Annotated in this window: 24 protein-coding genes and 1 pseudogene; 21 read left to right on the top strand and 4 right to left on the bottom strand. The window is 59.2% G+C overall.

Annotated elements, in window-relative coordinates; translation table 11 throughout:
- Positions 1-146 precede the first annotated feature (146 nt).
- Positions 147-1,835: a hydroxysqualene dehydroxylase gene (locus ACQUQO_RS15965; protein WP_435079317.1), complete on the bottom strand. Its 1,689-nt coding sequence runs from the start codon at positions 1,833-1,835 to the stop codon at positions 147-149.
- Between the two features lie 307 nt (positions 1,836-2,142).
- On the opposite strand from ACQUQO_RS15965, the gene ACQUQO_RS15960 reads away from it, so the two are divergent.
- Complete coding sequence (locus ACQUQO_RS15960) at positions 2,143-3,318, top strand: hypothetical protein (protein WP_435079315.1); 1,176 nt, start codon at positions 2,143-2,145, stop codon at positions 3,316-3,318.
- Positions 3,319-3,665: 347 nt separating this feature from the next.
- Positions 3,666-4,007 carry a hypothetical protein gene (locus ACQUQO_RS15955; protein WP_435079313.1) on the top strand — a complete coding sequence of 114 codons (342 nt, stop codon included), beginning with the start codon at positions 3,666-3,668 and terminating at the stop codon, positions 4,005-4,007.
- Between the two features lie 198 nt (positions 4,008-4,205).
- Here the strand turns inward: ACQUQO_RS15955 and ACQUQO_RS15950 are convergent, their stop codons facing one another.
- Both ACQUQO_RS15950 and ACQUQO_RS15945 read right to left on the bottom strand, forming a co-directional pair.
- Positions 4,206-4,499, bottom strand: coding sequence for a hypothetical protein (locus tag ACQUQO_RS15950; protein WP_435079311.1), 294 nt, complete (start codon positions 4,497-4,499; stop codon positions 4,206-4,208).
- A gap of 763 nt (positions 4,500-5,262) precedes the next feature.
- On the bottom strand, positions 5,263-5,409 hold the full coding sequence (locus tag ACQUQO_RS15945) for a hypothetical protein (RefSeq protein ID WP_435079309.1): 147 nt from the start codon (positions 5,407-5,409) through the stop codon (positions 5,263-5,265).
- An 849-nt stretch (positions 5,410-6,258) separates the two neighbouring features.
- Here ACQUQO_RS15945 and ACQUQO_RS15940 point away from each other — a divergent pair.
- From ACQUQO_RS15940 to ACQUQO_RS15855, 18 genes are all read left to right on the top strand, one after another.
- Positions 6,259-6,555, top strand: coding sequence for a hypothetical protein (locus ACQUQO_RS15940; RefSeq protein ID WP_435079307.1), 297 nt, complete (start codon positions 6,259-6,261; stop codon positions 6,553-6,555).
- A complete protein-coding gene (locus ACQUQO_RS15935; RefSeq protein WP_435079305.1) occupies positions 6,552-6,983 on the top strand; it encodes a DUF4326 domain-containing protein in 432 nt (143 codons plus the stop codon). Before ACQUQO_RS15940 ends, ACQUQO_RS15935 begins: the two co-directional genes overlap by 4 nt.
- Positions 6,980-12,217 (top strand): hypothetical protein, encoded by a 5,238-nt coding sequence (locus ACQUQO_RS15930; protein ID WP_435079303.1) that lies wholly within the window; start codon positions 6,980-6,982, stop codon positions 12,215-12,217. The genes ACQUQO_RS15935 and ACQUQO_RS15930 overlap by 4 nt, the downstream gene beginning before the upstream one ends.
- Before the next feature lie 342 nt (positions 12,218-12,559).
- Positions 12,560-13,912 carry a hypothetical protein gene (locus ACQUQO_RS15925; RefSeq protein WP_435079301.1) on the top strand — a complete coding sequence of 451 codons (1,353 nt, stop codon included), beginning with the start codon at positions 12,560-12,562 and terminating at the stop codon, positions 13,910-13,912.
- A gap of 635 nt (positions 13,913-14,547) precedes the next feature.
- Positions 14,548-15,423 (top strand): ParA family protein, encoded by an 876-nt coding sequence (locus ACQUQO_RS15920; protein WP_435079300.1) that lies wholly within the window; start codon positions 14,548-14,550, stop codon positions 15,421-15,423.
- The gene (locus ACQUQO_RS15915; protein WP_435079298.1) at positions 15,420-15,827 is read left to right on the top strand and encodes a hypothetical protein; all 408 of its coding nucleotides are present in this window, start codon (positions 15,420-15,422) and stop codon (positions 15,825-15,827) included. The genes ACQUQO_RS15920 and ACQUQO_RS15915 overlap by 4 nt, the downstream gene beginning before the upstream one ends.
- Before the next feature lie 102 nt (positions 15,828-15,929).
- A complete protein-coding gene (locus tag ACQUQO_RS15910; RefSeq protein ID WP_435079296.1) occupies positions 15,930-17,681 on the top strand; it encodes a hypothetical protein in 1,752 nt (583 codons plus the stop codon).
- The gene (locus ACQUQO_RS15905) at positions 17,678-17,833 is read left to right on the top strand and encodes a hypothetical protein (protein ID WP_435079294.1); all 156 of its coding nucleotides are present in this window, start codon (positions 17,678-17,680) and stop codon (positions 17,831-17,833) included. The genes ACQUQO_RS15910 and ACQUQO_RS15905 overlap by 4 nt, the downstream gene beginning before the upstream one ends.
- The gene (locus ACQUQO_RS15900; protein WP_435079292.1) at positions 17,830-18,081 is read left to right on the top strand and encodes a hypothetical protein; all 252 of its coding nucleotides are present in this window, start codon (positions 17,830-17,832) and stop codon (positions 18,079-18,081) included. The genes ACQUQO_RS15905 and ACQUQO_RS15900 overlap by 4 nt, the downstream gene beginning before the upstream one ends.
- On the top strand, positions 18,078-18,410 hold the full coding sequence (locus ACQUQO_RS15895) for a hypothetical protein (RefSeq protein ID WP_435079290.1): 333 nt from the start codon (positions 18,078-18,080) through the stop codon (positions 18,408-18,410). Before ACQUQO_RS15900 ends, ACQUQO_RS15895 begins: the two co-directional genes overlap by 4 nt.
- On the top strand, positions 18,407-18,730 hold the full coding sequence (locus tag ACQUQO_RS15890) for a hypothetical protein (RefSeq protein WP_435079288.1): 324 nt from the start codon (positions 18,407-18,409) through the stop codon (positions 18,728-18,730). The genes ACQUQO_RS15895 and ACQUQO_RS15890 overlap by 4 nt, the downstream gene beginning before the upstream one ends.
- Positions 18,727-18,978 carry a hypothetical protein gene (locus ACQUQO_RS15885; protein ID WP_435079286.1) on the top strand — a complete coding sequence of 84 codons (252 nt, stop codon included), beginning with the start codon at positions 18,727-18,729 and terminating at the stop codon, positions 18,976-18,978. The genes ACQUQO_RS15890 and ACQUQO_RS15885 overlap by 4 nt, the downstream gene beginning before the upstream one ends.
- On the top strand, positions 18,975-19,277 hold the full coding sequence (locus ACQUQO_RS15880) for a hypothetical protein (RefSeq protein ID WP_435079284.1): 303 nt from the start codon (positions 18,975-18,977) through the stop codon (positions 19,275-19,277). Before ACQUQO_RS15885 ends, ACQUQO_RS15880 begins: the two co-directional genes overlap by 4 nt.
- Before the next feature lie 295 nt (positions 19,278-19,572).
- Positions 19,573-19,854 carry a helix-turn-helix transcriptional regulator gene (locus ACQUQO_RS15875; RefSeq protein ID WP_435079282.1) on the top strand — a complete coding sequence of 94 codons (282 nt, stop codon included), beginning with the start codon at positions 19,573-19,575 and terminating at the stop codon, positions 19,852-19,854.
- A gap of 92 nt (positions 19,855-19,946) precedes the next feature.
- Positions 19,947-20,387 (top strand): TRAM domain-containing protein, encoded by a 441-nt coding sequence (locus ACQUQO_RS15870; RefSeq protein WP_435079281.1) that lies wholly within the window; start codon positions 19,947-19,949, stop codon positions 20,385-20,387.
- Positions 20,388-20,463: 76 nt separating this feature from the next.
- Positions 20,464-20,799: a non-histone chromosomal MC1 family protein gene (locus tag ACQUQO_RS15865; protein ID WP_435079319.1), complete on the top strand. Its 336-nt coding sequence runs from the start codon at positions 20,464-20,466 to the stop codon at positions 20,797-20,799.
- Positions 20,800-20,847: 48 nt separating this feature from the next.
- Positions 20,848-21,078: a hypothetical protein gene (locus ACQUQO_RS15860; RefSeq protein WP_435079279.1), complete on the top strand. Its 231-nt coding sequence runs from the start codon at positions 20,848-20,850 to the stop codon at positions 21,076-21,078.
- A gap of 115 nt (positions 21,079-21,193) precedes the next feature.
- On the top strand, positions 21,194-22,210 hold the full coding sequence (locus ACQUQO_RS15855; RefSeq protein WP_435079277.1) for a hypothetical protein: 1,017 nt from the start codon (positions 21,194-21,196) through the stop codon (positions 22,208-22,210).
- Positions 22,211-22,270: 60 nt separating this feature from the next.
- Here ACQUQO_RS15855 and ACQUQO_RS15850 read toward each other — a convergent pair whose 3' ends face one another.
- Positions 22,271-23,803: a flippase gene (locus tag ACQUQO_RS15850; protein WP_435079275.1), complete on the bottom strand. Its 1,533-nt coding sequence runs from the start codon at positions 23,801-23,803 to the stop codon at positions 22,271-22,273.
- Between the two features lie 120 nt (positions 23,804-23,923).
- On the opposite strand from ACQUQO_RS15850, the pseudogene ACQUQO_RS15845 reads away from it, so the two are divergent.
- A pseudogene (locus ACQUQO_RS15845) lies at positions 23,924-24,118 on the top strand (ISH3 family transposase); the annotation flags it as partial.

Below are 24,118 nucleotides of genomic sequence, written 5' to 3'. Positions count from 1 at the left end.
TTGGCAGCTGATCGTTATGAACAAACTCGTTCACAATCGACTCGCACAGGGCGATTTAAATAGCCGAATCGGGAATTGATTCAACCACCGAGACGGTTGAGTGCTCGCGCCAGCAGCGTGGCGGTCCAGCCAACGTCGGGTGTGGGTTAATCTGCTACAGCCGGTGAGTCACGACGGCCAAATCCACGAATCCGGTTCACTACATCTCCCGGATGGGGGAGACCGAGCCTATACCGGAGCGCGTCTTGTTGCCGGAACGGTTTGAGAAATCCCGGCTCTTCCAACTCCCAAAGCTCGCACTGTTCAGCACGTGCGCCGGAGCGAGTGATTATCGCATTCGTCGCTCGGCGAGCCGCTTCATTCGCGCATTCCATCGTAGCGAGATCGGTGTTCGTTCGGACGTAATCTGCCGCAAGCAGCAGATTCTCCATTTCCGTGGTTGCCTCGGGCCGGTACTGGAGTGACCCAACTGTATTTATCAGCAGAGGCTCCTGATTCCAGACGCCCGCGTTCTCGTCGTCATGTTCGACAATCGCCGGATCGAGGAACCAGTCACACAGCATATCATCGGTGAGCCGGCGCTCGGTATCCGTGTTGAGGTGGGTCTTCAACTGCGCCCACACTTCCTCCTTAACTTCCTCTCGCGTACACTCCCGAGCAGGCTTCTCATAGAGAATCCCCTCGCTATTCCAATCCGAGACGATGACCGAGAGGCTTCCATTGATAGCGTCGTCGCCCCGGTCGTCAATGTCATCTTCTTCCCAGAACTGAGGTTGGGAGACGGATGTCAGTGCCCACGGTGCGTCTGAGTGGACCTGATGACCCTCGACGACAGGAACATCATCAGTCAGGTAGAACTGGATGCCGTTCATCCACTCAGTTTCGAGACGGTCAAGACGGGCGAGAGATGGTGCTCCTCGGCGGAGATCGTTGTCCAGCAGCTGCGTCATTACTTCGACCGGCACCGCGACGACATAGTAATCTGCCTGTATCTCTTGCTGGTCGGTATCGGTCCCGACGGTGACGCCCGTTACTCGTCGGCCGTCGGAATGAATCCCGCGAACCGGCGTTTCAGACTGGAGGTCAACCCCGAGGTCCGCGAGGTACTCGGTCCACGGGTCAATCCACACCTCGCTCGTCGGCCCATTCAGTATCTTCTCGGCCGACATGGTAGGATCGAGTTGCCCACGAAGGAGTTGGACGTAGATTTTTCCCATCGTCCGGGCGCTCGCTTTCTGTGGACGCAAAGCGACGAGTGCCTGCGTCGCCTGTGCGAGATGCTTGCGGTACGCATCGGAACGGTCGTCCGCATTGATGAAATCCCACCACGATTGATATTCGTACTCCTCGTTTCGACGGTCCTCACAGGTCGTCATGAACGCGAACAATCGTTCAGTGAAGTGGCGCACTTCCGAAGATGATAGCTCCGGGCCGGCGATTTGTGGTTGCAGCATCTCGATCCACTCTCCGGGAGTACTGGGAGTTTCGGTGCTGGCAACCGTCTCAGGACCGGTAGTGCTCGCAATAAGCGTTGCACTCGTCTCAATCAGGTTGTCGTAAACACCGTTGGCATTTTCCTTGTAAGGAATGCGCTTCATCGTGTCCGTGATATGATGATAGAACCCTGGGAAAAATCGGAAACCGTGCTCTCCAACTAACGGCTTCTGTCCAAGAGGAGCAGAATCCGGTACCTCGATGCTGCGAGCTTTTCCTCCGAAACAGTCTCGTGTCTCATAAACCGTTACGTCGAAGCTACGCTCAGCCAGTTCTTGTGCCGCACTCAATCCCCCGACGCCTCCTCCGAGGACCGCGACTGTTGTTCCGAATGCTGACATTACTATACTCTAGAATAGGCTTCGATACAACTCATTCTTCGGGAGGCGGTAACATGGACAGGGTAATGTTTGCCCATCAACTGTACGCTGACCAGTGACCATACTAGGAGAGGTCAGGAATCAGCGAGCAGCGGTGCCTATTGCAGTTGTGACTGGACCAACGATAGGATTCCGAGGCAACCGACGATCTCGGCTTCAACTCGATCAACGATAGACAAATCCACAAACAGGAAGCGTCTGTTACAGCACTGAATAGAAGACTATCCACAACCACCAAAACTACATTTCCCCTGACAGCACTTGGGATATGAGACCCGACCTTACTAGCCATGAGTTAGTTAAACATCTGTCAAACAAGGAATCTCAGACAGAGGATGTCATTGGGTTGTTGGAACTCATGCAAGAGCCAGCGACCCCGAAAGATATAGCTGAACAGCATCCTGTGGACCAGAAAGCGGTCCACGAGGTCGCCGATCCTCTGGAGCCGTGGGGAGTGGAACGAGTATCAGATCGTGGACACCGCCAAATCACTACCGCTGGCGAGGCAGCTCGGCGGGCACTTGCGACCGCTCTCGAAACCGTTGAAGCAGACAACCTCACGTGGCTGGCTCGCTCAGAAAACCGCAAGCAAATCTTGGACTATTTGCACGATGAGGGGCCTGCTAGCGCTCAGAAGATCTCCACCATGGAAAGTTTTCCAGTGAAAAAAACCATCCGGCAGAATTTTGACGAATTCGAGGAACGAGGATGGGCCAGTTGCGAAGAACAGGCCGAGAGCCGCACTATCGTTGCCAGCCTCAACATGGATGGGGAAAGAGTCGCCAGTACATACGATGACTTACTGATGAAGATGACGCAGGTCATTGACAAAGCTCCCTGTTTGAGAGATTTAGGTTTAGAATGTGCCGATATTCCGCTCAAAGCGCTCGCCGAGGCAGAAATGGAAGAAGCCACGCCGAGATATCCTTTCGATATAGAAAAGCGGGTTCGTAAGTTGTCCGATAGCGATTTTCAGCACTTTCGCGGCTTTCAATCTCACTGGAATGGAGAGAACGCTAAAGCTTATTTGACGGCTGTCAAGGAGGGCAAAGAGTTTGAAGTCATTAGTCGGCCCCTCAGCCTCAAAGAACTTCCAACCAGCCCAGATGAAGTGAAATGCGTTATAGATGGCCTTAGAGCCGAAAACTACCGATGGCTCATGTACACAAGCGACCTCCCGTGTTCGTTGCTGATCCTGGACAGAAACCAAATGATGGTTGGACCCCGAGATCCGAGTACGGCAAACGATACACGAACCGGAGGCATCTTCTCCCAAAATGACGATTTGATAAAGTGGGCGATGGATATGTACGAATCGCACCGCCGGCAATCCAAAGACCCGCTCGAGATATCCACTGGCTTCAGCATCGGCGTTGGTGATCTCATCGAACTCCTTCGGAGCCGGTACTTAACCGAAGACAACGAAGTTTCATCGGGCACGTAGGCGCTCGTATGTCTCTCTACCCCCTAACCCGGATGCTTAACCCTCTCTCCAACCAAATGCAGGAAACCATGACTGGACCATCGGACATGAGCGATTATCAATTTGAGTTTCAATTCGATGAGCTACTAGTCATTCAGCTTGGCACCCACTGTCAGAACTCCGCCTCTCAGCCTCGCATTCGGTGGCACATCGAAAACACAGACATATCGGGTGAGGATGCCACAATCAGAGTCCCGCCGAATCGTTCCGATTCCACCATGCCCTACGGAACTCTCGATGTCGCGGAGCCTCGCCTTGTCTTCGGGCAATCTGAGGACCCTCGACCTGCCATCAAACCGGAGTCACGAATGATCGACACCGAGGAACGGGAAACAATCACCCTTCCAAACCAACTCGCCGCTGACGTCAGAGACAGGTTAGAAGAACTCGGAACGGTCGTCGAAAACAACCAGCTGTGTACTGACCCATCAGTGTTCCCTTCTATTATCCACTCCAACGAGATCTATTACGGTTCGACAGAATGGGAGCAAGCCGGATGGGAGCCAGAGCGCAAGGTTATGTGGTATGCTGATCAAGACAACCAGTTCCCCCGACGAAGCTATCAGATAGAAGACGGCGAGCTAATCTGGCGTGAGTTCGACCTGAAAACTCCGAGCGAAGTGTCAGAGCAGTTGCAGCCCATAACATAGCTTCCTCCATCCTGAGGCCTGACCGAAAGGCGGAGCGTGAAGTGTAGCCTCGAAATGTAAAGCCGCACGAAAGCCACTCAGTGGCTACCCTGTCGCTATATCCTTGCATTCCATACTCCAATCGCGAACCGATCAACAGTGATGCCACGCAACTCGGGTGAAGTACTATGTGAGAAAGCAGAGCCAAACACGGCAGGGCTATTCGTTGGTGTCGTCACTATCGGCGATGAACTCCCCCGGTTCCGCGTCCGGGTCGTGGAGATAGCGCTCGCCAAGATCTGTAATTGCGTAATATGCCCGCGCTTCGTCCAGAAACGGCTGGTGGACGAGTCCGTTGGTCGAAAGGTCTTCACGCAATCGCCGACCGACGTGTTTCTCCGAAGGGGCGGACGCTCCATGCTCAGTACGAAGATTGAGCGCTATCGCCTTCGGCGGCATGGCGACACCTGCCCGGTCAAGCAGACGCAGAATGTAGCCATCTGCTCCCGTCATCCACGGTACCAGCGGCGGCATTAACCTTCGGTACGCCCAGATAGGGCTTTAAGACCCGTGGAGTGCGGAGTTAGATGTATCATTAGCCACAAAATGATCTTATGAGGAACATATTTATTATGCTCGGTCTCAAATCGGGCTATTGTCAGAGGCTATCGGATGCACAAAACCGCACTCAATCGACGCAAGCGCGGTCAACAAGCGTCGCTTGGCGGGTGTAGAATGACGGACGCTCGGCTCAGGGGCGTTCGGAATCCGGTGCAAGCCCGAGCATGTCGCCAACGTGAGGCTCAGTCACGCTTTCGTGCTTGCGGGCGCACCGGGGTCCTCTGGCATAGAATCGTTTCTCAACCCGGCGGATCTACCGGGTTGAAGCACCGTCTGCAACGATTGAATCACCGATTCTATGGCTCAGAGTGGTCACCCCTACGGGGTAGAGCAACCTAAAAGCACCGCGCGCTCACCAAACCAACGGGACCCCGAAACAACCGCGGACCCGCAACCAGCGTGCCGCGACGGCACGCGCGACGGCTGTGAGTGGCGCACTCCCCCGTACAGCGACAGTCTCATTGGAATATACCCACTCTGTGAGCGGTGCTTCAGCAGCGGTGACACCCCCAGTATCGGCGAGCCGGTTGTGATGAGCCGGAATCGCCCCTCAGTTGTTCATCGGCCACGCGACAAAACGGAACAGGCCGAAGCCGACGAAACCCGCACTCGCCGATTCCAAAACGCTACTGAGACGGGCGAACCCGTTGACGCACTAGCTTCTCTCCGCGAGGGCGACGGTGTTGTGTGGCGAACACAGCAGATACCGCTGAGGGTTGTCGGCGTTGGCGAAGTTCATCTTCGCGGTCCTGAAGGGGGTGAATACGTCCTCAAACGAGCCAAAGAGAACGATGGCGCGCACGTCGTCTACCCCGGCTTTGGTGCCATCGGTGATCTCCGCCGCGTCGCATCAGCGGACGACCCGCAGGAGAAGGACTAGCGAGGAGTGCGTTGATGGCGCTCCTTGACGGCCGGACTGACTCCCCGACTGCTCTGGGCTGGCAATTCAGCCCGTGTCAGACATATTCATGTGAAAACCACAAAACAGTAATAAGGCACGCCACGGACATACGCTCAGAGGCAAAAGCAAAGCTAAGGAAAATAAATAAGCCGATGGAGTCGGGGACGCGCCCTACTTCGTCCCCGAACCGCGCCGCAATGCGGTGCCGGGCGACCTCTTCATCCAGATTTGGTCGTACTGGTTCTTTATCGGTCTTCGGTCAAAAGCGTTGTGCTCCCGCGCAGAGGCATCACTGTCTCTCGTTCGGACCACTCGCTCGTGCTCGCGTATCCAGAGCAGAGGCGACTCCAAAGGACGATGGAGTGCCGCGAGTCGTCATTCCCCTCTGCGAGGGGCAAGAGCGCGAGCCAGACGCGCCAGACCGGGGATACGGCGGCCCAACTCGGCCGCCAGCACTCATCAGCGGGCCATCCGATAGATGGCTTCCACTAAGATAGGAAACCCACACCGACGTTCGGACGTACAGCCAGCACGAGACAGCCGCGACCACCAACAGAGCGAGGCGGAGCAGAACGGTCGCGCTTGTGAGGCGCAGTTTTCGCGCGCGCCAACGGCGTGCAGACGCCGAGATTCGCCGCGAAAAGCGGGGGAACGGTGGCGCTCGCGGGAGACCACGATTGTCCGGCGGGTGCGCGAACACCAGCCGGGACCGCAACAGGACGCGCGCGACCATCACGGGGAGGTGGCCTAATGCGTCCCGACGCTTTCGGGCAGGTCGCCGACGTCGACGCCCCCGAGACGACCCAGTGTGCCGTCTGTCGCGGGACGGCCGAGCACCTGTCGAGCGCGTGGCAGGGCGAGGGCATCGCCTACCACAACTATCAGTGCCGGACTGATCACTGTCCAGCAGCCGGCACGCTCATCGAACACGACAGCGGTGAGCGCCAGCGAGCCGGTCCGGTCTTCGGCGACCGTGATCTCGCCGTTCGTCTCGCCACCCGTGGGCACCCCGACACACTCGCTGAGACCGAGGAGGTGCGCGTATGACTCCGAACGAACCCGACCGCCAGTCAGACTGGGAACAGTTCGGAGGTAGTGTCCCCGAACCAGCAACCCGCGTCGTTCACCGCAGCGAACCCCACGACGTCTATATTGGACGCGGCGACGGCGGTGATGCCCATCTCAATAACACCGACATCGGCGAGACGGGCTGGCTCGGCAATCCATACAAGACGAAAGCAAGCGGTGGCGACTATACCCGAGAGCAGTCAATTGCTCTCTATCGCGCCGACGTTCTCAACCGTCTCGATGATGATCCTGCCTTCGGGGCTGCACTGGCCCAGCTGAAAGGCCAGCGTCTCGCCTGCTACTGCCGGCACGCTCACGAGACCGAACCCGCCTGTCATGGCGATGTTCTCGCCGGTGTGATCGACGCGCTCTCCCCAGCCGACACTGATGGAGGTGAGCGACGGTGAGCAACGAACCCGAGGTCTGCTGGACTATCGGCTGCGAAAACGAAGCGGTCGAAGACGGCTACTGTGCGGAGTGCACCGACATATCGCCCGGCATTCTCGATAGCAATGATGGAAATGGAGCACCGGGGGAGGGACACCGGGCTTCCGCTGTATCCGACGAGACAGACGAGCCGCAAAGCGAATCCACCGAATCACCGGATTCTGGCTCACACAACCCTGTGGAAGACGGTTCCAACAGTGGAAACCCCGGCTTCGAGACGAGGGAATCGGGCGTGCAAGCTCGGAAAGCGTTCGCCGACGCGGTTGACTGGTTCCATAGCCAGCTACACCGCGACATTACCGACCTCGGCCTCACCTACGTTGACGACAACGGCGACAAGCAAACTGTCGAGACCCCCCGCGAGTGGTTCCGAGAGGTCCGAGGATGGTCGGGCGCGACTATCGACGAGAAACGACTGGGTTGGGCATCCCCGCACCGCACCGGGCTGCTCGATCACCTCATGCGCGAGGGCTACGACAAAGACGCCATTCTCGGCACCGGTCTGTTCACCGAGGACCTTCGCCCGCTCTGGCAGGGCCGGTTCGTCTTTCCATACTTCGACGCCGACGGCCAGCCCGTCTATGCCATCAGCCGCGCGACCGGCGACGAGGGCGGCGGCGCTGTCGGCTACGACGGCCATCCCGACGATGGCCTCAGCGGGAAGTACGCCAAACCCGCCCATACGAAGCCCTACGCTCACGTCGAGGAACCCATCTTCGGGCTTGGGTCGGTCGAGGACGGTCAGCCCGTGCTCATCACCGAGGGCATCGCCGACGCGATCACCGCCCAGCAAGCCGGGTATGCCTGTATCTCACCGGTTACGACCCGGTTCAAACGCGAGGACCGCGAGGCGCTGCGCGAAGCCCTCGAAGACCACGACGTGCCCCGTGCCTACGTCGTGCAGGACGCCGAACCACCGAGCAGCGACGTTGACGAGGACGGCCGCCTCTCGCTCACGCAAGTCGGTGAGGGCCTTCGCGGCGCGCTCGATACCGCCGCGTATCTCACCAGCCACGAGATCGACGCCCGCGTGGCGGAACTCCCGCGCCCTGGACTCGATAAGGTTGACCTCGATGACTACCTCCGCGAGTGGAGTAGTGATGGGTCGCTCGCGCCGCTGCTCGCGGGCGCGAAACCCGCCCGAGAGCACCCTGCCTACGACCCACAGGACGCGGCTATCGACGCCGCCGAACGCGACCGCGCCGACCCACTCGGTGACGACGACAGTAGAAGCGACGACAGCCACTCAGCGGTGTTCGACCTCGATATTCGTGATGTAACCGACCTCGATGGCGATTATCGCGGTGCCAGCCCGCTTGGCCATCACGGCGACAGCGAGACGTATTTCGTCATCATCGAAAAACGCGACGTCGCTTACGACCACAAATACAAGGCGGCGTACACCCCGCTCACGTACCTGCTCGCCGACGCAGGCGAGCGCTCACCCGACGATCCGAACGGCCGCCTCAATGATAGCGAGGTGTTCGCCGCGTGGCGACACGCCAAACGAGAGGGAACCATCGCAAGCGATGACCCGATCCCTCGGCGCGCGCTCCGGCACGTCGCCGTCGATCACGGACACTGCAAGCGTGACGAGATCGAGGACGGATGGAAGTTCCCGCGTGACGCCTACGACGCCGCGCTCGATACCGTCGAAGATGAATACGGCGTCGAGCCGGGCCGCGACCCTCTCAGTACCGGGTGGGGCCGCACGCCCGACGAGGTTGACCCCCTGACGCTCGATGTAGTGCTCGATCCCGAGACGGCATGGCGGGCCGCGCGGGCGGTCAGTCCCGACGATCTCGATGAACCGCTCGCTCTGGATGCGACGGCCGACGGCGAGCGCTGGCAGTGCCCGCAGTGCGGCGGCGCGGTCGATGTGGTGCGGGCGGTCGCCATCCACCACGGCACCATCGACTGTTGCGAGAAGCCGCTAGGCGGTGACGACGAGTACGACGCGGCCTATCGCCGCGCGCGTACCGAGCATGGTGCGCCGCTCCCCGAGTACGTGAGTGCCGCGACCGCGACCGACAATTGGGCGCTCGTGCAGGGCGCGGTTTCACAGCTGACCCACTGGCATCTCTCGGCGCTCGATTCGACCGTCACCGGCCTTGCTGACGGTAACGACGACGTGATTGCCGAGATCAACCCGACGTGGGAGGAATCCAGCACCGAAAAGCGGATTCTCGCCTTCCGGTCGGGCGCGTTCTACTGTCGAGAGCACGACTGTACCATCGACCCGCTCCGCATCGCCGCGCTCGAACAGGGGATCATCGACGAGTGTGACGACCCGCTCGCAGGCGAGGATTTCACTCAGGCGTACCACGTCGCTCGCGAACAGTACGGTGCGCCGCTTCCCGAGTGGAATACTGGCAATCCCGACCATGTGCCCGTCCTGCCGCCCGCCGACGACCTGCTCGGCGAGTTCACCACCGACCGGGATCGCCTCGATGCAGCCCGTGAGAACGTTGAGAAACTCTACCGCGAGCTAGCGAGCGACCCGCGTTCACCGTCGCTGTTGCGCGCGCTGCCCGCACTCGGCAAGACTACTTCGGTCGTCAAAAACGCCGACGAGTACCCCGCGCTCTATCTCGCGCCGCGGAAAGAGCTTCAGAACGAGGTCGCGGAGAAAGCCCGCAGCTACGGCCACTCGTCAATGCACCTCCCGATTTTCAGCGAGGACCCCCCGAACGAGGCTGCCGTGATCGAAGGCACCGAACACGTCCGCGAGGAGAGCAAAGACCTGCTGCGCGACCCCGAGGAGCTAGTCGAGCGCATCGAAGCCCCCGTGACGGTCGAAGATGAAGACGACGACGGCACAGACGTAGAGGTTGACCGAGCGAGTTGTCCGACCGCCAACGGCGAACACGGCCAAGAGTGGCAGGTGGCCGTCCACGTCGCGCGGGCGCTCGGTCACTCCCCACAGGACGTTCACCAACGGGATACGGCGATCTTCGGCGCGGAACTGCCGTGCCACGCCGACCACGAGTGTGATTACAAGCTCGGGTGGGACCGCGCGACCGACCCCGACAACCCCAAAGACATTCTCATCGGTCACTACGTCCACGGCCACGTTCAGGGCGCGCGCAAGTACGTCGAACGCGAGGACGGCAAGCTATACGCCGACGAGCGCGTCATCGCCATTGACGAGTTCCCCGGCAGTGCGTATGATGATGAGTTCGGCGAGGAGTACCCCGGTCATGCGGCGTGGCTTGCGCGCGCGCTCCGCGACGACGTTGACGACCGGCAGGACCTCTACGAGCGCGATCTCTGGAGCGACCAGTGGGTGCGCGCGTGGCTTCGGGCCAACGCCACCACCGAGATCGACGCGCTCGCCAACGTTGACCAGCGCCTCGCAGCGATGGAGCAGTTGTGTGACGCGCTGGCCGCCATCGCGGAGCTTCAGAGTGCGCTGGACGACGAGCAGACAGCGCTCGCAGACGCCTGTGGACAGGTGCAGACCCTCGGCCCCGACTGGGAGGCGGACGCCATAGCAGACGCACACGACGCTCTCAGAGAGGCCATGAACAGCGCCGACCGGCAGACGCAGAATCGGATCGAGAACGACGTGCTGCCCGCTCTCGCAGCCGCCCAGCGCGCGCTCGTAGACGACGATGGTGATGGTGAGAGCGAGAGTCCTGGACTCGGCGCGACCAGCGCACCCGACCGTCTCGGGGGCGATCTTGCCGAGATGGTTGAGAGAGCCGTCGATGCGTTCCGCGAGGATCACGACAGCGCTGCCGGACTACTCAGTGCGGCACAGACAGCGCTCGCAGGCGGTGAGGACGGCTGCCGAGAACTCGCCGCCCACGCCCGCGATGGCTACGCTCACCCGCTCGCTCACCTGCTGCTGCACGGGATTATCGCCGACGGTGAGAGCGCGACCGAGATTCAGACCAAAGCGTTCGATTTCGACCCCGATAGCGACACTGAGGGAACGAGTCTCAAAAGCGTCCAGCGCGACCGTGAGACGGTGCTTGTTGACCGGAATCATCAGGGCGCAACCGTGCGGAACCCGCCCGCGTTCCGAGAGGGCGACTATCCCAATCCCGTCGTGGGGTTGGATGCGACCGGCCGCGAGCGGTTGTGGCAACTCGCTATCGGCTGCGAGATCGAAGAACGCGACATCCACGACAGCGCTCGCGAGCGCCGCGTGTTCCTGCGGGACGTACTGAATCTTCAGGTCGTCCAGACCAGCCCGCACACGAAGACCTACTCCGGGGACGCCAGCAAGAAGAATCTTGACGGTGACGTTGCACTCACAGAGGAGGTCAGCAAGGAGTTCGCCGCGACACAGTTACGCCGCGACACAGTGACGGCGACGACCAAACCGGGCATCATCACGACGAAGAAGGTCCGCAAGGAGATCGAGAGCCGCATCGAAGACGCCGTTGCCGCAGTGGACCATTACGGCAACATCACCGGGTCGAACGCGCTCGGCGAATTGAATCTCGGCATCGTGCTCGGCTGTCGGCATTTCGGTGATGCAGTGGTCGAGAAATGGGCTGCCTTCGCGGGCGAGAGCATCGGCGAGCACACCGACCACGGCGCGGACCTCGATTACGGCAGCGAGACGGCCAATACATTCCTCAAGCACATGGGCGAGGACCAGACGTTGCAGGCGATTCTCCGCTTCGGCCGGGATAAGGAGGGCGCGGTCGTGTTCGCACACACGTCAGCGCTCGCAGAGAGCCTGCCGGTCGTCAGCGAGGGCGGCGTCATCAAAGCGTTCTCGAAATCCAAGAAGGAGGTCGCACACGCCGCCAAGCAGTTCCGCGGCCACAAGTTCACCGGGACCAACGTGTTCGACCGCGAGGACGTGACCTGTTCGCGACGGTCGGTGCAGCGAGCGCTGAATGAACTCGCCGACGCGGGCTATCTCGCCAAACAGGAGACGAAAAACGGGGTAGCCAACGAGTTCCGAGCAAGCGGGCAGGAGCCGGGTGTCGGCGAGGCCGAGTTGCCCGAGCTTGATGAACCGTTTGCGCCGGGTGACGGCCCAAAGAGCGGGTCTAACGGGCGTGGAGGGTCACCGGAGCACCCGGACGGTTCACCCTCTAGCGTATCTAGTACGGGATTTGTCTGGGTGGTTGGGGGTGAAACGGACGCCGAGAGCACCCAGCGCAGTACGCGGGCAACGCTCCCGGCCCCAACCGGAACCGACACGGCCGAATCCACCGCTCCACCGGGCTAAGTCGGGCTAACTGCCGACGTTTTCGCTCGGTGCCGATAGCGACGGCTTCGCTATTAGGAATTGTCGGAATAATCCATAGTTTTGCGCGAGTCTTTCCCAGTAGTTGGGAAATACAGTATGCGAGATATAGAGCGCGTATCTCGTAGAGGATACTCGTACTTCCGCGCCCTCTCGTCCGCTCACGCCATCCACTCATCGGAAAGGATCGAGTACATTTCTCTGACGACGTGTTCGCCGTTGTAAAACACATCGTCTAGCTTGGGCCCTCGTGGATGAATCCGGGCTTTTCCACGACTCGTTGGCGAACCGAATTATTATATTGTTCAATTCCTCTCTATACGCATGGTTGACCCCAATTCGCTTAATGAGGAAGACATACGCGAATTACAGAACGATCCCCTATTCTCCGAAATAATGACGAAGATAATGAAGGAAAGGTGGTCGGATCAACACTTGAGGTCGTTGGATACGATGACCCTATATTTGACGGTCAAGTCACTCATGATGAGTAGTGCAGTTGCCGATCCAGAGCGGGATATGTATTTAGACCGCGACAGGTGCTCAGAAATATACCAAAAGGTCAAAGAAGACTTCGAAAATGAGGAAGTTTCCGATGACCTCATAGAGACATACAAGAAGAATTTGAGGCCCTTGAAGGACCAAGCTGAGAAATGGAAAACAGATCTGCGAAAAGAGATATTTGGAAAAAAGTACGAAGAAATCGAAGAGCTTCGTGTATCTGATAGAAAAGACAAGGAGGAGGCGATCAACCGTATCGAAGAGGATCACCAACATTCGAGAAACGAAGAACTTTGGGACGAAATCGATGAGATAGAGTCAAAAATTTCTCACATAAGCCAATTCCCTTACTCTGTCGAACAGATAAAAGAAGATCCACCAACAGCAAACGGTGATCCAAATCACTTCCTCAAACATTGTGCTGTGAGAATCTATAAACCAAACTTATACAGTCAATTATATGTCCATGAAGCTGAATATGAGGACTATCCGCTGAAATGGGTTCCAGCTCCGGTTTGTGAAGATCGGCTGGCTTATGGGGCTTTTAAGCAGGGCGAGATGCCTGAGGCAGTCATCACAGGAAGAGTCAATTCAGAAGGGTATTTGGATGAGCTTCTTTCCGATGTTGAGATAGTACCGCCTTTTCGACAGAGAACAGATCTAATAGAGGAAGTAGTCGCCAACTATCGTGATGAACGATACGCATCTGTAATAAATCTCATACTGCCGCAGATTGAGTTCCTGATGTGGAAATATGCTGCTCACCTTGACAGCAATAGAAACGTCGATATTTTGATTGATGCGGATTATACTGATCCTTGGGAGCTGAATATTCGCGAGGAGGACGACATGAAATTGGTGAATATTGACGGCGATCCACTTGAGGAGTATCCTATTCGAGATCTAGTACAACAAACTGCGCTCAGAGAGCATCTCAATCCAGATATAGTTCAATATTTTGTCAACGAATTGTTTGAAGAGCGAAACCCGATTCTACACGGGAATCTGTCTGATTACCATACTGAGCTAGAAGCAGCGAAAAAGATATTATTCTTTGAACATATCCTTTCCCAGTTAATCGATTCTATTGGGGACCATTATACTGAAAGAGCCAAAGAGATGGACGAGTTCGATGAGATAGACGTACCAATGGAATACATGACGGCAGATGAGTGAATATTGAGGGTATCCTAATAGCTCCAGAAAGATCAGAGGGCGAGATAGCGACAGAGACTATGTGCAAGATGCTCTCCATCTCGCACACTGATTTCACTGAGTTAGGGACCCATTACGTTGGAAAGTACGAACAGTTCTGCGAATCATTATAGTCGGTCAATCTGGTTTGCGGTATTCAGCTGAAGCACTGCAATCTGAGTTGTGTGCCCCCACACCACCGTTTCCGCTGTTCTCGACACACCTCATACCGAGTGAAAATCGCGCCGCTGACTGGTGATTTCATCCGACGAATGCCCGTTTACTCGTCCGAATCAGAAAGTTGAGTCCGAGTGAGAGCGAACAGTAGGGTATGCCAACGGGTGAAACGAGCCTGCTCATGCGCTGCGTCCAGTGTGGCGAGTTGTACCCGGGATCGCCCACTAACGACGGTGAGCTTATCCCGGATGGCGCGGCGAGCGGTGGGCGATGTCATCAGTGCGGTGGCGACGAGTTTGAGCAGGTGACGCTTCCATCTGAGTGATTATTAGCGCTTGTTTCGGGGGATTCCGACACACCGAATTTCACGTGTAGAATGTTAAGAAACGGCGCTCATCCCATAGATTTATGCCCATAGCTTTCCATATATGGATCGTTGTATGGATTCCACTATGCGCGCGGCAGCGTTCCTCGACAAAGGGGGCGTCGGAAAGACCACCACCGTCGCCCACGTCGGAGTTGCGCTCGCTGATGAGGGGTATCGGGTATGCTTGCTCGACCTCGCTGGCAAGCAGGGTGATCTCACCAAACACTTCGGCCTCTGGCAGCAGGCCAAAGAGAGCGACGACTGGCCGAACATCACGACCGTCTTCCAAGACGAGTGGGACACGATAGCCGAGCAATTGCCGGATGCGATGGACCAACTCGTTATGCCGACTGGGGAAGGTCCCGACCTGATTCCGGCCCACGAAGGTCTCGATGGTCTCGAAAGCCTGCTCGGGAGCATCGACGATCCGAGTGAGCGCTACGCTCGGCTGGATCACTTTCTGACGGAGTACCTTGACGAGCGCTACGACGTGCTCTTACTCGACCTTCCGGGGAGTACGTCGAATATCGCGTACAACGGATTGTGGGCCGCCCGGCACGTCATCACACCTGTCCGCGCGGGGCCGTTCGAGCAGGAACAGATGGCTCAGTTGGAAGCCGATCTTGACGAGATACGTGCCGGGCAAGAGATCGACATCACTCTCGCGCTGGTGCTCATCAACGAGTACGACGAGCGCCAGACGATTGATCGCGAGCTATTCGAGCAGTTGAATGACGACTACGGCGAGGTGCTGGCACCGGAACAGATACCGAGTTCGCAGGACATTACGAACGCCCAGCAGAACGGCCAGACGGTATTCCAGCTAGAACAACCGTCGCAGACCGCACAGCGCGCGCTCGCAGCCTATCGGGAGAATGCCCGGACACTCATCGGCCGCGCGCCCGCGCTGGCAGAGGCCGAGACCGAACCGGAGGCAGGTCAACCATGAGTGAGGACAGCAGCGACGTTGATCTTGAATCGCTCCGCGAACAGACCGAAACTGGGAATCGGCTACAAGAAGACGCCGTGAACGCCGACGATGAGGAGGTCGATGCGTTCAGGCAGACACTCATCGCAGCGCTCGCGGAGCGTCAGGAGGCAGGCAGCCAGCGCACAGTCTCGTTCTGGGACGGCGAACTCGCGGGGCTGCTTGATGCACTCGAATCTGACCCCGAGCGGTTGCGCGCAGTCGGTGTCGCGCTCCAAGAAGCACTCGGCCGCGACCCCGACCCGGAGGCGATTGACCGCAGTGAGGTGGCTCAACTCGCCGCGCGCCTTGGGTTCCAAGAAGCCGACCCGGAATTAGTTGAATCGTGGCGTGAAGCGGTTGGAGACGCGGCACGGCAACTTTAGGAATCCATATATGGATACAAATATGGAAAACAGTATGGACCGCGATATGGGAACCGATACGAGCTGTGACGAGTGCAGATCGGAGCGCCGGAGGTGGGTAGCGTGAGCGAAGCATCCGATACGACGGTCACGCTCGGAGACGTGACGTTCGACCCGGTGGCGACCAACGACTTTCGCCTCTCGGTAGAAGGAACGTCGAATACGGGCAAGAGTAACACCGTCGCGGCGATTCTCGAAGACCTCGGCGACGTACAACTGCCGACGCTCATCATCGAACGGTTGGGGGCACTCTCGACGGTCCGGCACGCCGACGACCGCCTCATCGTGGTCGGCGCACGCGAGGCCGAAGGCATCGACCTCGCGGTGTCGCTCGATGACCTCGACCGGGTGGGCGAGTGGGTGCTTGACCGTGGGATGAAGCTCTTGGTGGATGTTTCGACGTATGCCGAGCCAACCGCCGAGGAGAGTCGGCTGCATCTGGCCGCCGCGCGCGCTATTCGGAGCTTGAACGAACGCGCTCATGAGAAATACCGTGCGGGCGACCGTACCGCGTCGCTGGTGGTCTGTGACGAGGCCCACTACATCGCGCCGAAGGATTCCGCGCCCGAACCATCGAACAAGGGCGATTACGTCACCCGCGCTCGCGGCGAGCTTATTCGGACGTGTACCGAGGGCGGCAACCTCGGTATCAGTACCATCGTCGCCTACCAGCGGCGGGCGTTCCTGCATAATGGCGTCATCCAACTCTGTCAGGATTGGATTGTTCACGGATTGGAGGCCGACGACGCCCAGCGTGTCGCTCGCGCGCTGAATGTTAACCGCGAGACCATCGAAGGGCTGGGTACCGGCGAAATCATCGCACGCGGGCGCACCATCACGGACGGCGAACTCGTCGGCCCGACGCAGGTACGCAAACGCCACTCGCCGGACCCGCGCGAGGAAACGTTCGAGCTACCGGAGCCGTCCGACGACCTCGCGGCGGTCCTCGACGACATCCAATCGGAAGTCGAGGCCGAGGCCGAGCAGCGAACGGAACGCGAGCGCGAAATCGAGCGCTTAGAAGACGAACGGGATTCGCTCGCAGACCGGGTGGAAGACCTCGAAGAACAGTTGACCGACCGCGAGCGGTTGACCCGCGCGCTCGAAAACCTCCGCGAGCCGGACTCCGATTCGGCGAGTGGGACCGACCAAGACGTCGAGCAGGCCGCAGCGAATCAGGAACTCGTGACCGAGGTCGAGCAGTTGCGCGACGAACGCGAGGCACTTCAGCGGCAGGTCGAACGCGCGGAGGCCGAGGCTGAGCGCGCCAACGAGCGCCGGACTGACGCCGATGACCGTATCGAACAACTGGAGGCCGAACGCGAGGCGATTGCGGACATTCAGGAGGCGCGCGCGGACCTCGTGGAGACGGCCGCGACGGTCCTGCAACGGTTCGGTCCCGGCGAGTTCGAGGCCGTGCCTGCCGATATGGACGGCCAGAGCGATGCCCTCGCGTCCGCGCGAGCCGAGAACGAGAGGTTGCGCGAGCAGGTTGATGACTTGGAAGCCGACCGCGATGCGGCGCAGTCCGCGAGCGGCGAGTCGGAGAGCGTCACGAGCACACGGATGCGACCAAGACTGGCACAGAAACGCTCGAAGCGGCGTCGCTGGCGGATGCGGACCTCACGACGCTGTTGCAGCACGAGGCGATTCAGACGGCGATCCAGACGGCCACAGACCGAGGGACGGCTGCCGAACAGCATTACGGTCGGGTGCTCTCGGTACTCGCTAGCGCTGGTATTGGCCAGTATCGGTCGGCGACGGACGTGGCGACCCTGCTGGATGTGTCGGATTCGACCGTTCGAGAAATCTTGAAAAGGCTGCACACGGCGAACGTCGTCACGCGCGAGACACAGGGACGCGGTCATGCTTACGCGCTGGACCGTGACCTACTCGAACAGCGCATCGACGTGGCCGAACAACAGGCGGCGATTGTTGGCGGTCCACAGGAGGGCAGTGGCCGATGAGCGGTGGTGTATCGATGCAGGAGTTGGACCCGAGACCCCCGTTGTGGATGCGAAAAGCGATTCTCGGAATGGGAGTGTTCACCATCGGATATGCTGGTTTCATCATTGGTGACGGAATCGCTCTGCCGCTCGCAGCGGGAGCAACACTCTGCGAGCGCCTCGCATTTCTGATGCCGGTTTTCATGGGGCTGATAGGAATGATGCTGATTGTGATGGGAACCGAGCTACGGGAGGTCGCAGACCCATGAGCACCCCCGACACCGACCTCGTATGGCACGTCGAACCGGCTGACTCGTGGCCTGCCGGCGACCTGCTCGGCGATGACCCGGCGAAGCTCGTGCCCGCGTTCGACCCTGCCGACTTGACCGCCACGGAGCGAGACATCCGCGAGAACCTTCGAGAGATGGGCGGTGTCGGCGACGGAATTCTCTGCTATGGTGGCCTCGCGCAGTTTGCGCCCGGCGAGGACGTGGATGTGTTCGCCGTCCACGAGGCGTTGGTTGCGGACCTCCGCGAAGACGACGGCCCATTTGGCGAGATCGCCGACGTGATCGCCGGCGAGGGGACCCAACGATGAGCGACCAGCAGCGTCCCATCTGCGGCGCACGCGAACATCCCGACGGGTCGATACTCGTGCCCTACGCGCTCGCAGGCCCGGACGAAAGCGACCTCTGCGAGAATCCCGCGCGCTATCGCGTCGGTACCGCCGAAATGTATGTCGAAGAGCGCCCGACGAACGACTCAGAAACGCTCGCATTGGAGACCGAGGAGCGCGAGCGCACTCAAAACGCCCTGCTCTGCTGTGGAGTCCACAAGGAGCGTGCGAAAAAACGATGGCGACACCGCGAGCAAGCGCCTAATGCCGAATACCCTCTTATCACGGAGTTAGACAAATGACCAACGAAACACCCCGTTCAGAACCGCCAGCGGCAATCACCGAGATGCACGACCAAGACTGGCTCATCGTCATCGAAGCACTCGCTGCGTGGGGCGGCAACCCGAACACGCTCGATAGTAGCGAGCCGCGGAAAGCGCGTGCGTGGGACCTCATGAGCACGATTACGAGCGAGCGCGGCTTCCCCGAGGGCAACCTGTTGAAGCAGGTCGATGATGCATGGGCCGCGCAGGAGGAGCGAGACCGATGACTGACGACACCGATACCGAATTGCTCGCCGCAGTAAGCATTCCCGACACGGCGACGCTCGTTGGCATCTATGCGGACGGCGCGCGCGTCGTTGCTGGTCGGGACGAAATCCACTGTTCGGAGCACGGACGTGGCGAGTGCGACCACGCCGAGAAGTTCGACGGCGGCGTGAGAGTGCTGACTGTGGACGACATCGCCGACGAGGTAGCTCAATCCCGCGCAGTCCAAGAACAGGTGCTTGACCGCGTGGATGGTCTCGACGACACCGACTTCCGCACACGAGAGGACAGGGACCGATGAACGTCTCCGGTAGAGTGAAACGCTCCGACGGCAATGGGAGCGAGGCTGCCCTGACTTCACTGAATCGTGGCGCGAAGCGGTTGAAGACGCAGCTAAGCAGCTATAGGCTTCCATATATGGAATATTATATGCGTCACAATATGGAAAGGTGTATGGAACGCCATATGGGTGGGTGTGGAGTGTGATTGTCAAATAGGCAATGAATGTGTTCAAGCACCTAATTCTGAATCAGGCCAAACGGCAGATTTCATCTGTTATCGATGTATTTTACTGATGGAATGGGTATTTCTGAGATGTGTATGATTTGACTGGCTTCCAGCGCGACCTGCTATACGTTGCTGTCGGCAAGGACGAACCGAAGGGGCTCGCACTCAAAGAGGAACTCGAACAATACTACGAGAGTCAAATCCACCATGGACGGCTCTACCCGAATCTCGATGAACTGGTCGAGAAGGGATTGATTGAAAAGGGCCAGCTCGACAAACGAACGAATTCCTATGAAGTTACCCAGCGTGGCCACCGCGAGATCGAGGCTCGTCGTGAATGGGAAGACCAGTACGTCTCGCCGGAGGCCTGATAGCCCATGTGTAGTGTTTCAATTCCTCGGCCGTGCGCTTTTGGAAGCAACTCCTCGGGAGTAATAGTGATCAGCGACGGCGGTGACGTCTAATGGTCGAAATCCCTGACCGATTGGCATGTCTGTTCACTGGTTCAGTCACCGAGGCGGATGACACCTACAGCATCGAAGTGCCAGAGGATGAACTCGACATGGGGGCGATTACGGCCGGAGAAACCTATCGAGTCGTAATCCTTGACGACTTCGTGCCTGCCGACAGCGTCGATCAGCAGGAAGATTCATTGACGAATTCGGCAGCTTCAGCGACTTCGAAGCCACCAGTGTCTCAGGGAGCGATCCGCGAGGTGACCATCGAGTCGCTGGGCGATCAGGGTGATGGGATAGCGAAAACCGATCGTGGATACGTGCTGATCGTTCCGGGAGCGCGTCCCGGCGACGAAGTGACCGTCGAGATCACTGAAGTCCGCGAGAACGTCGCGTTCGCAGAGGTTCGATCAGGCCGAGATCAGGGCGAGACATCTGAAGGTCAGTAACTCTCCTTCAGCCGAAGAGGGCAGTATTTGTCGAGAGAAACCGCCAGACGTAGGTACATTTATCACTCTGTCTGTACTGTATTCGCTTGGAACACCTCATGGCCAGCACGTCAGACGATCCCGAAACTTCGCACTGCGTGAGGAGACCGGCGAGGAAACAAGCGTTTTCTCCGGGCAGATACCACGACAGGCGGCACTCAAAGCCGCTCGGCGACTCGACCCAGCCGACAGCGAAGCCCAAGCGAGCCGAGAGAGCTTTCGTTTGCGAGAGAAGGGAACGAAGAAACTCCACATCTACGAGGGATGGGCGTGGCGCGAGCAAGCACCAGAGGACAAACCCGACTGGATGGCTGAGACGATTACCAAAGCGAACGTCTCGAAAGACGGCATCGAACATCTCGACGAGTTGTAGTTCGAGGGCCTGATACAGATTCATATACAGCCAGTTGAAACAGCGTGTATGGATGAAGAGCGGCGAGTACCGCCGTTCGCCGAAGACACACTCGCGTTGGTGACCGACGCGGCCGGCGAGACCGGCGAAATCCTCCCGCGAGACGAGGCTATTGACGTGATCACCGATGTCGATCGCTTCACCGAGGTGGACGCTGAAGACGCGCTCGCCCGGCTCGAAAGCCGCGGATATATCTACTTCGTCGACGAGCAGGTCCGTATCACGCCTACTGACGAGTGAGCGGCCCACTGAGAATCCGTTCTTCTCGGACGGCAGGCCGCTCTCAACGCCGGATTACCTCGCAATCCGGTGTGTCCCCCACGATTCTTTAGACATCGGCTCTCTGAACGAGTGTATGGCGATTCCGTTCGGTGCGACGTGGGGGACGCTGATCGAGCGGTGTGAGGAACTGCCCGCCGACGCGACGCTGATCACGCCGCTGGCTTCGAAGCGATTCCGGATCACCGACGTCCAGGACCCGCGCATTATTATCGAAGACGTCGATTCGGGCGATTCACAGCCACTGCAACGCGAGCAGTTCGAAGCGCTCACCGAGCACACACGCGAGGCCGTCGATAGTTTCGAGCTCTCCCGACTGCCACCGAAAGCCGAACCGTACGCGGCGGTGCTTGCACTCCACCCACGCTACGTGCTCGACGAGCGAGAGAGCACGCTGACCGAACTCGACGAGGCCGACGAGAGCGCCGTGCTGGACGATGCACCGCACTTGTCTATAAGTAGGGACGCGGGCGACGAGCAGGACAGCCAGCGCGAGGAGCCGGAGATCGACGTCTATTCGGATATGCTATTGCTGATCGACGCGCTCGAACGCGAGGATATGACCGCTCTCGAAAGCGTCGAAACGCCCGTGTTGGTGAACCTCTATACGCTGCTGTCGGACGTCCAGCGCAATGCCAACGATCTCCGCAAGGACGTGACGGAGGTTCTCTTAGAGCGTGTCGGGCACGACCGCCCACTACACGGTCAGTATGGGTCGGTCCAGCGAACGACGCGGCGGAACCGCTCGCTCAAAGACGACGAGGAAGTGCTCGACGTGTTCGAAGATATGGGTATCGACCGCGAGCAACTGCTCGGTATCGACCGGAGCAAGGTCGAGGAAGCGCTGGATGTCGTCCCAGTGTCCGAGTCGGACGTGTACGACGTGAGCGAAAGCGAGTACGTACGCAAAGCCGAGGTGGACGAAGAGCGCAAGGAGACGCGCTTGCAGGGGCTGAAAGACCGACTGGCAGTCAGCGACGATCCCGAAGCGGATGTCCTGCGTCAGGAAGTCGAGCGGCTGGAACAGGAAATCGAGGAGCTAACCGAATTCTCGCCAGCGAGTTCGTTCGAGACACAGCCAGAGCAAGGCTGAGACGAGAGCACGGATCTCCCATTCTGACGATTGGTTCAGCGGCGAGATCGATGGCTCTAATCAGGATTCGCTGCGGATGAGTGTCGTGAGCCACGAGAGATCGAGGTCGAAGCGCGCTTCGAACTGCTCGACCAGCAGGAGGTCCGTGTCGGTGAAGCTCCGGGTCAGGACCATCGAGACGAACTGGGCGGCGTACAACAGCACACCGATGCCGGCGATTGCGAGCAGCCCGAGCGTCCGCTGGGAGGTCAGCGCGAGGACACCGACGCTGACGAACGTCGTCGGGACGAGCGGCTTGAACGCAGCCGCCGAGAACGGGTAGCTCCCGACCGCCCGGTAGATGACGACCACTTCGACCGTGTTGTAGACGAAATAGCCGACGACGGTCCCGAACGCCGCGCCGACGATGCCGAAGCGAGGGATGAGCGCCGCGTTCAGCGCGACGTCCACGACGACGCCCGCAATCGCCGAGTAGAACTCGACCCGTGGGCGGTCGATTGCCTTGACCATATCGCCGTCCAGTCCGACGAGCACACGATAGAACAGCCCCGCCATCAGAACGGAGAGCGCGGGGGCCGCCGGGAGGTACGCCGTCCCGAAGAACAGACGAATGACGTCCGGCGAGAACAGCGTGAACAGGAGGACCGCGGGGAACGTCAGCGAGACGATCCACTTCGTCGTCACCGTATAGAGAGCGTCGAGACCGGCGAAATCGCCCTGCGAGTAGTGTTTCGTGGCGAGCGGAAAGAAGAGAAACGCGAACGACCCCGAAAAGAAGAAGATTACCTGTTTCAGCGGCTGAATCGAGCGGTAGTAACCGACCGACGCCGAATCGAGGAAGTAACCCAGCATCACGATGTCGACGTTCGCAAGCATGATGTGCAATGAAGCTCCGGCGGCCAGCGGCCACGAGAACGACCAGAGTTCACGGACCGTATCGCGGTTCGGCAGCCGAGCGACGAGCGATCCGACGTCGATGTGCCGACGGACGGCGTAGAGCGCCAGCAGCGCACCCGCGACCGAAAAGGAGAGCCAGTAGCCGATGGCTCCGACAATCGGCCGACCGGCGGCGATGAGTCCCGCAACGAGCGCCAATCCGAGCACGCGGGGACCGATGCGCTGGGCCAGTGTCGCGGCGGTGGTGCGCTCCTCGGCACGGAGGACGCCCACGCTCACCTTCGCTATCGGAAACGCGAGGAGATAGGGGACGAACGCGACGAGCAGCGGCGCAACCGCGGGGTCGTTCATGAGCGCTGCGATTTCGAAACGTCCGAGATAGATGGCGGCGGCCGCAATGGCGGCCCCGGCGAACGAAATCGCGTAGCCACCCTGGAGCACGTCCACTCCATCGTGTGCCGACTCCTTTTCGGAAAGAAAGCGAGTCACGCCGTTCGGAATCCCGAGAATCGCCAGTGAACTGACCGCACTAACGATTCCGTACGCGAGACCGAGTCGACCGTAGACCGCGGGAGCCAGCGCCCGTGGAATGAGAATCTCGGCGAGAATCCCGAGAACGTTCGCCACGACAGTCCCAGCGAGCACGATACCCGCACTCTTGACAAGCCCGCCGAGACTATCGGCTATCGAACTCACGTGAACAGGGTAACTCGGATGCCAATAGAAGATTTCGTTACGATCATTCAACGAGGCGTGAGAAAACAATTCTCAGTAGTTCACAAAACGGGTTAGGTGAGTGGGCTGCTCGGTTGGTTGATGGATCCAGACCAAGCAGCCAACGAACTCACAGAAGAGCAGGTGCTTAACTTTCTCGTCAACACCCTCGACGAGGAGATCGATATCGGCCTCGGCGAAAACGCCGATATCGACTCCGAAGACATCTGGGACGTCCTCGTCGGCGCAACAGCCGACGAGGACTCGGTCAGTCACCTCTGCGAGATTTCAGAGGAC

Source organism: Halococcus sp. AFM35 (genome assembly GCF_051195015.1).
Lineage (GTDB): Archaea > Halobacteriota > Halobacteria > Halobacteriales > Halococcaceae > Halococcus.
The sequence above is the reverse complement of the archived record's forward strand: the minus strand, read 5'-3'. Positions and strand labels throughout refer to the sequence as shown.